The sequence below is a fragment of the Gordonia sp. IEGM753 genome (assembly GCF_050321825.1).
GTDB lineage: Bacteria > Pseudomonadota > Gammaproteobacteria > Pseudomonadales > Pseudomonadaceae > Aquipseudomonas.
Map to the genome: position 1 here is coordinate 505,014 of NZ_JBNQGB010000003.1, position 14,856 is coordinate 519,869.

Genomic DNA, 14,856 nt, shown 5'->3' on the forward strand with positions numbered 1-14,856 from the left:
CAACACTCATCCAATGTGGGAGCGGGCTTGCTCGCGAAGGCGTCGTGCAGGTCACACCTCAATGTTGAATGAATGACCGCTTTCGCGAGCAAACCCGCTGCCGCAGGGGATGTTTGGCGGGTTCTAAAGGTTGGTTAACAGGCGAGGACCGATGATAAAAGCAAAAGCAGGCAAGCCAATGGAAGGGTCGCGCAGCCGTTCGCAGATCATCGTGCTGTTCATCGCGCTGATTGTTTTCATCATGCTGCTGTTCGCCAACTTCGCTTACCTCAACACTCAGGCCACTTACGACAAACAGTACATCGGCCATGCCGGTGAACTGCGCGTGCTGTCCCAGCGTATCGCCAAAAACGCCACTGAAGCCGCCGCCGGCAAAGCTGCCGCGTTCAAATTGCTCAGCGATGCGCGCAATGACTTTGCCCAGCGTTGGAGTTACCTGAAAAAGGGTGACCCGGCCACGGGCCTGCCACCTGCGCCGGCTACCGTGCGCCCGGAAATGCGCGCCGTTCAGCTCGATTGGGAACGGTTGCTGAAAAATACCGACGCCATTCTTTCCAGCGAACAAACCGTGTTGTCGCTGCACCAGGTTGCCGCGACCCTCGCCGAAACCGTGCCGCAGTTGCAGGTCGAGTACGAAAAGGTTGTCGAGATACTGCTGCAACGCGGCGCACCGGCGGCTCAGGTGGCGATGGCTCAGCGGCAATCGCTGCTCGCCGAACGTATTTTGGGCGCGGTCAATACCGTGTTGTCCGGCGATGAAAGTTCGCAGCAGGCCGCCGATGCTTTTGGGCGTGATGCCGCACGCTTTGGTCAGGTGCTTAATGGCATGTTGCAGGGCAATACGACGCTGCGCGTAAGCCAGGTGGAGGACCGCGACGCACGGGCACGGCTGACCGAGATTTCGGAGCTGTTCGAATTCGTCTCCGGCTCGGTGGATGAAATCCTTGAAACCTCGCCAGAGTTGTTCAAGGTTCGCGAGTCGGCGACTAACATTTTCACACTGTCGCAAACCCTGCTCGATGAAGCCTCGCATTTGGCCACCGGTTTCGAAAACCTCGCCGGTGGGCGTACCACCGATACCATTGGCGGCTACGTGCTGGGTTTGTTGGCATTGGCGTCGATCATCCTGATCGGCTTGGTCATGGTGCGCGAAACCAATCGCCAATTGCGTGAAACGGCGGAGAAGAATGAGCGCAACCAGAATGCGATCATGCGTCTGCTCGACGAAATTGAAGACCTGGCCGATGGTGATCTGACCGTGACCGCCTCGGTCACCGAGGACTTCACCGGGACCATTGCCGATTCCATCAACTATTCCGTAGACCAACTGCGCGATCTGGTGGCGACCATCAACCTCACCGCAGGCCAAGTGGCTGCTGCCGTCCAGGAAACCCAAGCCACCGCCATGCACCTGGCGCAGGCGTCCGAACATCAGGCGCAACAGATCAGCGAAGCCTCGACTGCGATCAACGAAATGGCACAGTCCATTGATCAGGTTTCGGCCAATGCGGCCGAGTCTTCGGCGGTTGCCGAGCGTTCGGTAGAGATCGCCAACAAGGGCAACGAAGTGGTGCACAACACCATCCATGGCATGGACAACATTCGCGAGCAAATCCAGGACACTGCCAAACGCATCAAGCGCCTGGGTGAGTCGTCTCAGGAAATTGGCGACATTGTCAGCCTGATCGACGATATTGCCGACCAAACCAATATTCTCGCGCTCAACGCTGCTATTCAGGCCTCGATGGCCGGTGATGCGGGACGCGGGTTCGCGGTGGTCGCTGACGAAGTGCAGCGGCTTGCCGAGCGCTCGTCTGCCGCCACCCGACAAATCGAAACCCTGGTGCGGGCGATTCAGACCGACACCAACGAAGCCGTTATTTCCATGGAGCAAACCACCACCGAAGTGGTGCGCGGCGCGCGTCTGGCGCAGGATGCCGGAGTGGCCCTGGAAGAAATCGAAGGGGTGTCGAAGACGCTTGCCGCGCTCATCCAGAGCATTTCCAACGCGGCGCAGCAGCAAACGTCTTCGGCCGGGCAGATCTCGCTGACAATGAACGTCATTCAGCAGATCACCACGCAGACCTCGTCCGGTTCTACCGCCACCGCTGAAAGCATCGGCAACCTGACGAAAATGGCCAACCAGCTGCGGCGTTCGGTGTCTGGCTTCACGTTGCCGGCCGCAAAAGCGCAAGACTCTTGATTGGAGCGGGGACTGAAGTGGTTATGGGTGATCGGCACGACTATGTGGCCCTCGAATGGGTCAAGGGCGAGATTGCCGAAACGTTGAAAGTGGCGCATCAGGCAATCGAAAACCTGCTGGATGACCCACAAGCAACGCACGCGCTCAGCGAGTGCCTGTCGTGCATCCATCAGGTTCACGGCAGTTTGCAGATGGTCGAGTTCTACGGCGCCGCGCTGCTGGCCGAAGAAATGGAGCAACTGACCACGGCTTTGCAACACAACCGTGTGCAGCATCGTGATGAAGCGATCCATTTGTTGATGCAGGCCCTGGGGCAATTGCCGATCTACCTTGACCGGGTGCAGAGCGCCCGCCGTGATCTGCCGCTGGTGGTATTGCCGCTGATCAATGACCTGCGCAGTGCACGAGGCGAAAGTCTGTTGTCGGAAACCAGCCTGTTCAGTCCGCAACTGCCGGATTTGCCTGCACTGGATGAAGAAGCGCTGGCGCTGCTGGAACCCGCCGAATTGATGAATGTGCTGCGCAAGCTGCGGCAAATGCTGCAGATGGCACTGGTGGGTTTGCTGCGCGAGCAAGATGACGACACCCACCTTGGTTACCTGGCCAAGGTTTTTGCGCGTCTCGAAGGGATCTGTGGCGATGCGCCGTTGAGCCCTCTGTGGCAAGTCGCCTCGGCGCTGGTGGAAGGCATGCGCGGCGGTTCGATTGCTAACAGTCCGGCGTTGCGCAGCCTGTTCAAGGACGCCGACCAGGAACTCAAACGCCTGCTCGAGCAAGGTATGCTCGGGATCAATCAGCCGCCTCCGTCGGAGCTGCTCAAGAGTTTGCTGTTCTACATTGCCAAAGCCGAACACCCCACCGGGCAGATGCTGACCATGAAAGATCGCTATTCACTGGACGACGCCTTGCCTGACAGCGCAATGGTCGATGAAGAGCGTGCACGCCTGGCCGGTCCGGACCGCGACGCCATGCGCTCGGTGCTGGCGGCGTTGTGCGAAGAACTGGTGCGGGTGAAAGAGCGGCTGGACTTGTTTGTGCGCAGTGACCGCCAGCACACCTCTGATCTCGACAGCCTGTTGGCGCCCTTGCGGCAAATAGCCGACACCTTGGCAGTGCTCGGTTTCGGTCAGCCGCGCAAAGTCATCATCGATCAGTTGGCGGTAGTGCTGAGCCTCGCTCAGGGTCATCGCGAACCCAATGACGCAATCCTCATGGACGTCGCGGGCGCCTTGCTTTACGTCGAAGCGACGTTGGCCGGCATGGTCGGCACCGTGGAAACGCAGAGCCAGGAAGAAAGCCAACTGCCGACCACCGACCTGACGCAGATTCACCAGATCGTGATCAAGGAAGCGCGTATTTGCCTGCAGCAGGCCAAAGACATGATCATCGATTACATCGATGCCGACTGGGATCGCCAGCACTTGCAGCCATTACCGGCCCTGCTGACACAGGTTCGCGGTGCGCTGGCGATGATTCCGTTGAGCCGTGCGGCGAGCCTGATCGAGACGTGCAATCATTTCATCCGCGAGCATTTGCTGCTGGACCCGGACCAGCCCGACTGGCAGGAACTCGACAGCCTGGCCGATGTGATTGCCAGCCTTGAGTACTACCTGGAACGTCTCAGCGACGACCCTGAAGCGCCCGGCGAACAGTTGCTCGACATCGCCGAAAAAAGCCTGGCATCCCTTGGTTTTTTCCCCAGTGAACAGCAGGTGCCGGTGCTTGAGGATGTGCTGAGTCCGAGTGAAGCGCAGGACATGCAGCACATGCAGGCGCTGGACGATCCGGCAATCGTCCAGACCCTGGCCGATGTGCTGGCCAGCCCGGTGTCGGCGGTCAACCCGCCAGCGCAGAGCACGCCGGGTAGTCTGCTGCCGCCGCCCGCCGGCGAAGAGCCGGTGGACGATGAACTGCGCGAAGTCTTTCTGGAGGAGACCGACGAAGTCCTGCAGGTCCTCCATGAATGCCTGCCGTTGTGGGTGGCCGACCCCGAGAACATGCTGCACTTGAGTGAACTGCGCCGAGCCTTTCACACGCTCAAGGGCAGCGGCCGGATGGTTCGTGCCTTGGTGCTGGGCGAGTTGGCGTGGGCTGTGGAAAACCTGCTCAATCGCGTGCTGGAGCACAGCGTTGAGCCGGGGCTTGCAGTGCAACAATTGCTGGAAGATACCCTGAGCCTGTTGCCGGAACTGGTGACGGAATACGCGACCCATACCCAGCGCCAACGCAACGATGTCGACCAATTGGCGGCACGTGCGCATGCCTTGGCCAAGGGTGAAGCACCCTTGCTGGATGAGGACGTGCAGGATGTCGCAGCGCTCGACCCGCTGTTGCTGGAGATCTTTCGCAACGAAGCCGACACTCACTTGGCCAGCGTCAATCGTTTCCTCGATCAAGCTGCCGAGCATGTGCCCTTGCAGGCCAGCGATCAGTTGCAACGTGCGTTACACACCCTGAAGGGCAGCGCCTCGATGGCCGGTGTGTTGCCGATTGCCGAACTGGCGGCGCCGCTTGATCAGCTCGCCCGCGAATACAAGGCGCATTTGATCGCGCTGGACCTGGACGAAGTCGAATTGCTGTTGGAGGCCGAGGGTTTGTTTCGCCTGGGGCTGCGCCAACTCAAGTCCGATCCGTTGGCCGAGATTCCCGGCGCACCGGCCTTGATCCGCAAGACACAGGCGTTGCTGGCGGAGCGTCTGCAAACGTTGCTGAATACGTCCAGTACCGCGCTTCGCACCAAACGCGATCCGCAATTGATCAACAACTTTCTTGCCCAAGGCATGGACATCCTGCTCGACGCTGAAAGCCTGTTGCAGCGCTGGCAGCAACACCCCGGCGAGCGCCAGGAACTCAGTGCGCTATTGGATGAGTTGACCACCCTCGGTGAAGGCGCGCACCTGGCTGACCTGCATCCCGTGGATGAGTTGTGCGAAGCCTTGCTGGACCTTTATGGCGCGGTGGAAGAAAGCAGCCTGGCGGTCAGTGATCGCTTTTTCCACGAAGCGCAAAATGCACATGAAGCACTGATCAACATGTTCGACGAACTGGCCGCCGGCCAGGAAGTCAGCCCGCAGCCGGAGCGCGTTCGAGCGTTGCGCAGTTTGCTCGATGAGAGCCTTGATCCATCGGCAACCGGCCTGATTCGCAGTGATGGCAGCCGCACCCTGAGTATTCGCGAACTGGGCAGCGCGACGGCTGAGCTGGAACAGGCCTCGCCGGATGATGAAATCGTCTCGATCTTTCTCGAAGAGGCTGTGGATATTCTCGAAAGCGCTGGCCAAGCCTTGCAACGCTGGCTGAGTGATCCGGACAACGGCGCGCCGTTGTCGTCTCTGCAACGAGATTTGCACACCTTGAAGGGTGGTGCGCGGATGGCCGAGGTCGAGCCGGTCGGCGATCTGGCCCATGAACTGGAGAACCTGTACGAAGGTCTGGTGGACCGCCGTTACAGTCACAGCGAAGCGCTATCGAGTTTGCTGCAACAGAGCCATGACCGCTTGGCCGAGTTGCTCGAGCAGTTGCAAACGCACACACCGTTGGACGATCCGCGCGAGCTGATCGAAGCCATTCGCGACTTCCGTCAAGGCAGCAACAACGCCCCGGATGTCATGGAGGCAATGCCCGCCGAGGATTCAGCGGGCCACGATCCAGAGCTGTTGGATATCTTCCTCGAGGAAGGTTTCGACATCATCGAGAACTCCGGAGCGGCATTGGTCCGCTGGCAGTCCGAGCCGTCGAATCGCCAGGAAGTGGAAACCCTGTTGCGCGACTTGCACACCCTCAAGGGTGGCGCCCGGATGGTTGAAATCGCCCCGATTGGCGACCTTGCCCATGAGCTGGAATTTCTTTACGAAGGCTTGTCTGCCGGGGTTCTACAACCGACGCCGGCCTTGTTCGGGCTGTTGCAGAGTAGCCATGACCGCTTGGCGCAGATGCTCGACGCGACCCGCGCCGGCCAGCCTTTGCCGCCGGCCGATCGATTGATCGACGAGATCCGCAATTTCAGCCACCCGGCCGTGCCTGAAGTACCTGCCGTGGTGCCTGCCGTACTCAAATCCGAGCCGCCGGCGCTATTGCCCGAGGCCGGTGCGGACATGGTCAAGGTCTCTGCGGAACTGCTTGACGATCTGGTTAACCTGGCGGGAGAAACGTCGATTTTTCGTGGGCGTATCGAGCAACAGGTGAATGACGCACAGGTCGCGCTGAACGAGATGGAGACCACCATCGAGCGCATGCGCGACCAGTTACGCCGGCTCGATACCGAAACCCAAGGGCGGATTCTCAGCCGGCAGCAAGTCGACGCCGAGCGGTTGGGCTACGAAGAATTCGATCCGCTGGAAATGGACCGTCATTCGCAGTTGCAACAGCTGTCGCGGGCGCTGTTCGAGTCGGCTTCCGACTTGCTCGACCTCAAGGAAACCCTGGACCGGCGCAGTCATGACGCGCAAAACCTGCTGCAACAGCAGGGCCGCATCAACACCGAGTTACAAGAAGGGTTGATGCGTACGCGCATGGTGCCGTTCGAGCGAATGCTCCCGCGGCTTAAACGTATCGTCCGTCAGGTATCCAGCGAACTGGGCAAGGACGTGGAGTTCGTGGTTGGCAATGCGGAAGGCGAAATGGACCGCAACGTGCTCGAACGCATGGCGGCGCCGTTGGAACACATGCTGCGCAATGCCGTGGATCATGGCCTGGAATCCGCCGAAGTACGCCTGGCAGCAGGGAAACCGGCGCAGGGCAAGATTACGCTCGACCTGTCGCGAGAGGGCGGCGACATCATTTTCGACATCCGTGACGATGGCGCGGGCGTGCCGCTGGACGCGGTGCGGCGTAAGGCAATCAAGCGCGGCTTGCTGGCCCAGGACAGCGACATCAGCGACCGCGACGTGCTGCAATTCATTCTGCAGCCAGGGTTTTCCACCGCCGAAAAAATCACCCAGATTTCTGGCCGTGGCGTCGGCATGGACGTGGTCCATGAAGAGGTCCGACAGTTAGGCGGCAGCATGAGCATCGACTCGATACCGGGGCAGGGCGTGCACTTCCGGATACGCCTGCCGTTTACCGTGTCGGTCAACCGCGCGCTGATGGTGCAATGCGTTGACGATCAATACGCGATCCCGCTGAACACCATTGACGGCATCGTGCGTGTCTTGCCCAACGAACTCGAAGGGCATTACCGGCTCGATCCGCCGACTTACAAATACGCCGGGCAACATTACGAACTGTGTTACCTCGGCGAACTGCTGAAAACCACGACTCGCCCGAAACTGTTGGGCCAGAGCTTGCCGCTTCCCGTGCTGCTGGTGCAGTGCAACGAGCGCCACATCGCGGTGCAGGTCGATGCCACGGCTGGTACCCGCGAAATCGTGGTGAAAAGCCTCGGCCCGCAATTTGCGGCGGTGCAGGGCTTGTCCGGCGCAACGATCCTTGGGGATGGGCGCGTGGTGCTGATTCTGGATTTGCTGGCGCCGATCCGCGCCCTGCAGGCGCATGTGCCGCAATGCAGCTCGACCCAGGATGTTGAGGTCGAGCCGCATAAGCCGTTGCTGGTGATGGTGGTCGACGATTCGGTCACCGTGCGCAAGGTCACCAGCCGTCTGCTGGAACGCCACGGTATGAGTGTGCTGACCGCCAAGGACGGCGTCGACGCCATGTTGTTGCTCGAAGAACACATGCCTGACGTGATGCTGCTGGACATCGAAATGCCGCGCATGGACGGTTTTGAAGTCGCGACGCAAGTGCGCAACGATCAGCGCTTGCAGCATCTGCCGATCATCATGATTACTTCGCGCACCGGGCAGAAACACCGCGACCGGGCGATGGCCATCGGCGTCAACGACTACCTTGGCAAGCCTTACCAGGAGTCGGTGTTGCTGGCGAGCATTGCCTTGTGGAGCAAAACCCATGCTTGATGACCGTTTTTTCCAGCGCACCAACACCCTCACCGGGTTGCTGTTGCCCTTGGCCGACCGCAACCTGATCTTGCCCAACGTTGCTGTCGCCGAACTGATTGCCTATCAGCCGGCAGCGTTCGATCTGGATACACCGCCGTGGTACCTCGGCCTGGTGCAGTGGCGCGAGCGGCAGATTCCATTGCTGAGTTTTGAATCAGCCTGCGGCGACAAAACAGTCATCGGCGAGCGGGCCCGAATTGTGATTCTCAATGCGCTGGGAGGCCGGCCGGAACTGAAGTTCATTGCGTTGCTGGTCCAAGGCATCCCGCGCTCTTACAAGCTCGACAGTCAGTTGAGCTACGTCGATGTGCCGTTGTGTTCGCTGGAACGGGCGGCCGTGCAAGTCGGCGAGCAAGTGGCCAAAGTCCCGGATTTGCTGGCGCTGGAGGAGTTGTTGGTGAATGCCGGTTTGGTCGGCTGATCCTGACTTTACGGTGACTTCACTGGCTCCTTGTGAACAAGTCGCACCGCCGCTCTCACAGGGGCAACGTATTCCAATGTGGGAGCGAGCCTGCTCGCGAAGACGTCGGCACTGGCAACCATTACCCTAACCGTAACAATCCATCGCGCTGCTTGATTGATGCTCCCTCCCAACACTCCTAAGGTGACCCTCACGAAAGCGAACCCGTGGAGTGGTCATGACAACAACAATAACCCCCGACTCGCGATGGACGCGGCGGCGCAGCGAAAAGCAGCGGCGTCTCGGGTTGGTCAAACATCTGGCTGACGGTGTGGTGTTGCCCACCGATAACATCGTTGCTGCGCTTGAGGCGTTGATCCTGCCGGGCGACCGGGTGGTGCTGGAAGGCAACAACCAAAAACAGGCGGATTTCCTTTCCCGCTCGCTGGCGAAGGCTGATCCCGCGAGGTTGCATGACCTGCACATGATCATGCCCAGCGTCGGTCGTTCCGAGCATTTGGACCTGTTTGAACGGGGCATCGCACGCAAGCTCGATTTCTCGTTTGCCGGCACCCAAAGCCTGCGCATCAGTCAGTTGCTGGAAGACGGGCTGCTGGAAATCGGCGCCATTCATACCTACATCGAGCTCTATGCACGGCTGGTAGTCGACCTGATTCCCAACGTCGTGTTGTCGGCCGGGTTCATGGCCGACCGTGCGGGCAACATCTACACCGGCCCCAGCACCGAAGACACCCCCGCATTGATTGAACCGGCGGCCTTTAGCGACGGCATCGTCATTGTCCAGGTCAATCAATTGGTGGACGACGTCACCGACCTGCCGCGCGTCGATATCCCGGCCTCGTGGGTCGACTTCGTGGTGGTGGCCGACAAGCCGTTCTACATCGAACCGCTGTTTACCCGCGACCCACGGCACATCAAGCCTGTGCATGTGTTGATGGCGATGATGGCGATCCGAGGGATCTACGAAAAACATAACGTGCAGTCCCTGAACCACGGCATCGGTTTCAATACCGCTGCCATCGAATTGATCCTGCCGACCTACGGTGAATCCCTTGGCCTGAAAGGCAAGATTTGCCGTAACTGGACGCTCAACCCACACCCGACATTGATTCCCGCCATCGAAAGCGGTTGGGTCGAGAGCGTGCATTGTTTCGGCACCGAGCTGGGGATGGAAAACTACATCGCGGCGCGCCCGGATGTGTTTTTTACCGGCCGTGACGGCTCGCTGCGTTCCAACCGGATGTTCTGCCAACTGGCCGGGCAATACGCGGTGGACCTGTTCATCGGCGCGACGCTGCAGGTCGACGGCGACGGCCATTCTTCGACCGTGACACGCGGACGCCTTGCCGGTTTTGGCGGCGCGCCGAACATGGGGCACGACCCGCGCGGCCGTCGTCATGGCACGCCAGCGTGGCTCGACATGCGCCACGACGATGCGCCGGAGGCTTTGCTCGAACGCGGCAAAAAACTGGTGGTGCAAATGGTCGAGACCTTTCAGGAGGGCGGTAAACCGACCTTCGTTGAAACCCTCGACGCGGTCGAAGTGGCCAGGAAAAGCGGCATGCCGTTGGCACCGATCATGATTTACGGCGACGACGTCACCCACTTGCTGACCGAAGAAGGCATTGCCTACTTGTACAAGGCGCGTTCGCTGGAAGAGCGCCAGGCGATGATCGCTGCCGTTGCCGGAGTTACCGCAATCGGCTTGCGTCACAACCCCAAAGACACCGCGCGTATGCGCCGCGAAGGCTTGATTGCCTTGCCCGAAGACCTCGGCATTCGCCGCACCGACGCCACGCGCGAATTGCTCGCGGCTAAAAGTGTGGCGGACCTGGTGGAGTGGTCCGGCGGCCTCTACAACCCGCCCGCCAAGTTCAGGAGCTGGTAATGCATGCCTTTAACCTGCAACCGAAAACACTGTCGCTGGCCGAGCGGCTGGCAGACCTGGCGGTGGACGCGCTGATCGACGAGGCAGACCTGTCGCCGAAACCGGCGCTGGTCGACCGTCGTGGTAACGGTGCTCACACTGATCTGCACCTGGGGCTGATGCATGCTTCGGCACTGTCGCTGTGGCCGGCATTCAAGGAAATGGCGGACGCCGCCCTCCAGTTCGGCGAGGTTGGTGTGCCGCTGCGTGAAGCCATCGGGCGCGTGGGGCGCGAGGGCGAGCAAGCGATGCTGGTGACCACCAGTGGCGTGAACACCCATCGCGGGGCGATATGGGCCTTGGGTTTGCTGGTCGCTGCGGCGGCGCTCGAACCTCAATCCAATGCCGCCAGCGCCGTCACACTGCGGGCCGCGCGCCTGGCATTACTCGACGATCGTCATGCGCCGCGTCCTCTGAGCCACGGTGCGCAAGTCGCTCAGCGTTATGGCGCGCGCGGTGCCCGTGAAGAAGCGCAGCTGGGTTTCCCGGCCGTGATCCAGCGTGCATTGCCGCAACTCAAACGCAGCCGCGCCGCCGGTCATGGCGAACAGAACGCGCGGCTGGATGCCTTGCTGGCAATCATGACCCGACTGGCGGACACCTGCGTGCTGTACCGCGCCGGCGAAAACGGCCTGCACACCATGCAACGTGGCGCACAAGCGGTGCTGGACGCGGGTGGCAGTGCCAGCCTGGCCGGACGTCGCCGTTTGCATGAGCTGGACCAACAATTAATTGCGTTGAATGCCTCGCCCGGTGGCGCTGCCGACTTGCTCGCAGCGTGCCTGTTCATTGACCGGATCGAGTCTGGCGACGGTGTCTCCCAAGGAGCTTTTTGATGGAAACCTTATCCTTTGAATTCCCCGCCGGGCAGCCGCCGCGCGGTCGCACCTTGGTGGGATGTGTAGGCTCGGGCGATCTGGAAGTGCTGATCGAACCGGGTCTGGCCGGCAAGTTGACCATCACTGTGCAGACCTCGGTGAATGGCGCCGAACAGCGTTGGCAGCATTTGTTTGCGCGCATGTTCGACGGCCAGACACCGCCGGCCTTGATCATTGATATCCACGATTTCGGCGCGACACCTGGCGTGGTTCGCTTGCGTCTGGAACAAGGCTTTGAGGAGATTGGCCATGAGTAACACCGCGCAACTCCTCAACACTCATAGCTTCGTCGAACTCGGCGCCAGGCAACGTGCAAAAGCCTTGCTCGACCCGGGCACTTTTCGCGAACTGCTCGACCCGTTTCAACGCGTCATGTCGCCATGGCTGTCGCGCCAGGGCGTGGTGCCACAAGCGGACGATGGCGTGATCATTGCCAAGGGCAGCGTCGGTGGTTTGCCGGTGGTGATCGCCGCTATCGAAGGTGCATTTCAGGGTGGCAGCCTCGGCGAAGTCGGCGGAGCGAAGATTGCCGGTGCGCTGGAACTCGCCGCCGAAGACAACCGCAACGGCGTTCCAACCTGCGCTGTGTTGCTGCTGGAAACCGGTGGTGTGCGGTTGCAGGAGGCCAACCTCGGGTTGGCCGCCATTGCCGACATTCATGCCGCCATTATCGATTTGCAGCAGTACCAGCCAGTGGTTGGCGTGGTGGCGGGAAGCGTTGGCTGTTTTGGTGGAATGTCGATTGCGGCGGGGCTGTGCAGTTATTTGCTGGTGACCCGCGAAGCACGGCTGGGGCTGAACGGTCCGCAGGTTATCGAACAGGAAGCGGGGATTGAAGAATACGACTCTCGCGACCGGCCGTTCATCTGGAGCCTGACTGGCGGCGAGCAGCGTTTCGCCAGTGGTCTGGCGGACCGCTATGTCGCCGATGACGTGGCGCAGATCCAGCAGCAGGTGCGCGAATTACTCCAGCAGGGGTTGCCGAAACAACAACGCAGCGCTCAGGCCGAACTGTTCCTTGCCCGGTTGGCCAGCCTGGACGCCGAGCCGCAAATCGAACCGGCAACGGTTCGCGATCTGTATCAAGGAGAGCGCTCATGAGTTCGTATTCCCTGAGAGGTTTGAACTGGTTCAACGCCCTGAGCGCGGACGCGAAAGCAGTGACAGGGTTGCCGGCCTCGCTAAAGGTTGCCGACGGTGTACTGGGTGATCAACCCGTACGATTTATCGCCGTGGTGGCCGATGCGGACAATCGTTTCGTGCGCGCGCGCAACGGCGAGGTGGGTTTGCTCGAAGGCTGGGGCTTGGCCAAGGCTGTGGATGAAGTCATCACCGCTGATGCGGATAAGCCGTACAAGCGCGCCTTGATCGCCATCGTCGACGTGCCGAGCCAGGCCTATGGCCGACGCGAAGAAGCACTTGGCATTCATCAGGCACTGGCCGCAGCGGCAAGCAGTTATGCCCGCGCCCGGTTGGCTGGCCACGCGGTCATCGGTTTGCTGGTGGGCAAGGCGATGTCCGGTGCGTTCCTGGCCCACGGTTACCAGGCCAATCGCCTGATCGCGTTGCGCGACCCGGGTGTGATGGTGCATGCGATGGGCAAGGCTTCGGCGGCGCGTGTGACGTTGCGCAGCGTCGAAGAACTGGAAGCGCTGGCCGCGAGTGTGCCGCCGATGGCGTATGACATCGACAGCTATGCGAGTCTGGGTTTGCTTTGGGAAACCTTGTCGGTGCAGCAGATTGAACAGCCGACGGCGTCGGACCTGGCCCGCGTCGCAGAATGCTTGAGTCTTGCGATAGACGATGTGGCGGCGACGGGGCGGGATCTGAGCAGCCGTTTGGGCGCGAGCAATCGCGCGGCATCCAGCAAGGTTCGGCAACTGCTGAGAGAGCAGTGGTGAGCACGTTTCTCGCGCATGACCTGCTCTGGGGGATGACACCGCAGCAGTTGCCTGTGGATGCACCTGCCTGGGCGTTCGAGTCGATCAGCGCGGGACAGCCAGTGGTGGTGCGCCGAGCCTTAAGTGCGCCAGGCCAAATCGCGGTGGGCGTTCGCGGGCGTTTGCGCGAGCAGCGCTTGGCAGCCTCGATGGCCGTGACAGCGATCACGCGCCGAGTACGGCCAGAAGATCTATGTGATGCCGTGATTGATCGCGACTTGGCGGCTGTGCGTGCTCTGGATCAATTGCGGACGATGCTTGATCGCAGCGGGCGTGTATGGGGCATCAGCGGCAGTGCCGGGTTTGAGTTGGCCAGCGGTGTACAGGCGTTACACGAGGGCAGCGATCTGGACTTGATCTTGCGCACACCGCAACCGCTTGCGCGTGAGGAGGCTCGCGAACTGCTGGAGATTTTTGATTGCGCTGCGTGTCGGGTGGACATGCAATTGCAGACACCATTTGGCGCGGTGGCCCTGCGCGAATGGGCCAGTTCTTCACACCGTGTGATGCTGAAAAACGTCCGTGAAGCCTGCCTGGTCATTGATCCATGGAACCCACGCGAGCACGCGGCGTGAGCAGTTTGCTGGTGTTTCCAGGCCAAGGTGCGCAGCAGCCGGGCATGCTCCATCGCTTGCCGCGCGAGGCGGTGGTTGAAGCCAGTGACGTGCTCGGTGAAGACGTGCTGTTGCTTGATAGCGCCGAAGCACTGAAGTCGACAAGGGCGGTTCAGCTTTGCCTGCTGATCGCCGGCGTCGCCGCGTCGCGTCAGTTGGCAATGGCGCCCGATTACGTCGCCGGACTGTCTATCGGCGCTTATCCGGCAGCCGTGGTTGCAGGTGCGCTGACCTTCGGGGATGCGCTGCATCTGGTCAGCCTGCGGGGTGAATTGATGCAGCGGGCGTATCCGCAGGGTTACGGCATGACGGCCATCATCGGGCTGGAACTGGCCACGGTGGACGATTTGCTGGCGCAGGTGCACAGCAGCGATACGCCGGTTTACCTGGCCAATATCAACGCCGACAACCAGGTGGTCATTGCCGGCAGCGATGCGGCGATGAACGCCGTTGCCGAACTGGCAAAAAGCCGTGGCGCCGGGCTGGCCAAGCGTCTGGCTGTCAGCGTGCCGTCACACTGTCGGTTGCTGGAGGAACCCGCTAGAACCTTGGCCGAAGCCTTCGCCAACGTGCCACTGAAAACCCCGGCCATTGGCTATTTGAGCGGCAGCCGAGCGCGGCCCATCAGTGACATTGAAGCCTTGCGTGATGACCTGGCCTTCAACATGTGTCGCGTGGTGGATTGGCGCGGCACCGTGCAAAGCGCCTACGAGCGAGGCGTACGGCTACAGATCGAACTGCCGCCCGGTACGGTGTTGACCGGGCTGGCGCGCCGGGTGTTCGAGCAAGGCACCGTGATTGCGTTCGACGGTGCTCGGCTCGACACCTTGCAAGCGCTGTTGCGTGAGGAGGGAAGCCGCCAACTCTAGACCAGTGACTCAGGCTTCGAACAACAAAAACAACATTCAACGATGCACTT

10 protein-coding genes are annotated in these 14,856 nt (G+C 60.9%); all 10 read left to right on the forward strand.

Annotated features, from left to right (window positions below; genetic code table 11):
• Positions 1-151: 151 nt before the first annotated feature.
• The 10 genes from ACQR3R_RS19305 (at position 152) to mdcH (ending at position 14,806) form a co-directional block, all read left to right on the forward strand.
• Positions 152-2,203 carry a methyl-accepting chemotaxis protein gene (locus ACQR3R_RS19305; protein WP_428274304.1) on the forward strand — a complete coding sequence of 684 codons (2,052 nt, stop codon included), beginning with the start codon at positions 152-154 and terminating at the stop codon, positions 2,201-2,203.
• A 23-nt stretch (positions 2,204-2,226) separates the two neighbouring features.
• Positions 2,227-8,115 (forward strand): Hpt domain-containing protein, encoded by a 5,889-nt coding sequence (locus ACQR3R_RS19310; RefSeq protein WP_428274306.1) that lies wholly within the window; start codon positions 2,227-2,229, stop codon positions 8,113-8,115.
• Positions 8,108-8,578 carry a chemotaxis protein CheW gene (locus tag ACQR3R_RS19315; protein ID WP_428274307.1) on the forward strand — a complete coding sequence of 157 codons (471 nt, stop codon included), beginning with the start codon at positions 8,108-8,110 and terminating at the stop codon, positions 8,576-8,578. Before ACQR3R_RS19310 ends, ACQR3R_RS19315 begins: the two co-directional genes overlap by 8 nt.
• Positions 8,579-8,795: 217 nt before the next feature.
• Positions 8,796-10,466, forward strand: a complete 1,671-nt coding sequence (mdcA, locus tag ACQR3R_RS19320; RefSeq protein ID WP_428274309.1) for a malonate decarboxylase subunit alpha — start codon at positions 8,796-8,798, stop codon at positions 10,464-10,466.
• Positions 10,466-11,341 (forward strand): triphosphoribosyl-dephospho-CoA synthase, encoded by an 876-nt coding sequence (locus tag ACQR3R_RS19325; RefSeq protein ID WP_428274311.1) that lies wholly within the window; start codon positions 10,466-10,468, stop codon positions 11,339-11,341. The genes mdcA and ACQR3R_RS19325 overlap by 1 nt, the downstream gene beginning before the upstream one ends.
• Complete coding sequence (locus ACQR3R_RS19330) at positions 11,341-11,640, forward strand: malonate decarboxylase subunit delta (protein WP_428274313.1); 300 nt, start codon at positions 11,341-11,343, stop codon at positions 11,638-11,640. Before ACQR3R_RS19325 ends, ACQR3R_RS19330 begins: the two co-directional genes overlap by 1 nt.
• Positions 11,633-12,484: a biotin-independent malonate decarboxylase subunit beta gene (locus ACQR3R_RS19335; RefSeq protein WP_428274315.1), complete on the forward strand. Its 852-nt coding sequence runs from the start codon at positions 11,633-11,635 to the stop codon at positions 12,482-12,484. Before ACQR3R_RS19330 ends, ACQR3R_RS19335 begins: the two co-directional genes overlap by 8 nt.
• A complete protein-coding gene (gene mdcE / locus ACQR3R_RS19340; protein WP_428274317.1) occupies positions 12,481-13,284 on the forward strand; it encodes a biotin-independent malonate decarboxylase subunit gamma in 804 nt (267 codons plus the stop codon). Before ACQR3R_RS19335 ends, mdcE begins: the two co-directional genes overlap by 4 nt.
• Positions 13,281-13,898: a malonate decarboxylase holo-ACP synthase gene (locus ACQR3R_RS19345; protein WP_428274319.1), complete on the forward strand. Its 618-nt coding sequence runs from the start codon at positions 13,281-13,283 to the stop codon at positions 13,896-13,898. The genes mdcE and ACQR3R_RS19345 overlap by 4 nt, the downstream gene beginning before the upstream one ends.
• The gene (gene mdcH, locus ACQR3R_RS19350) at positions 13,871-14,806 is read left to right on the forward strand and encodes a malonate decarboxylase subunit epsilon (protein WP_428274321.1); all 936 of its coding nucleotides are present in this window, start codon (positions 13,871-13,873) and stop codon (positions 14,804-14,806) included. The genes ACQR3R_RS19345 and mdcH overlap by 28 nt, the downstream gene beginning before the upstream one ends.
• The last annotated feature ends 50 nt before the right edge of the window (positions 14,807-14,856 follow it).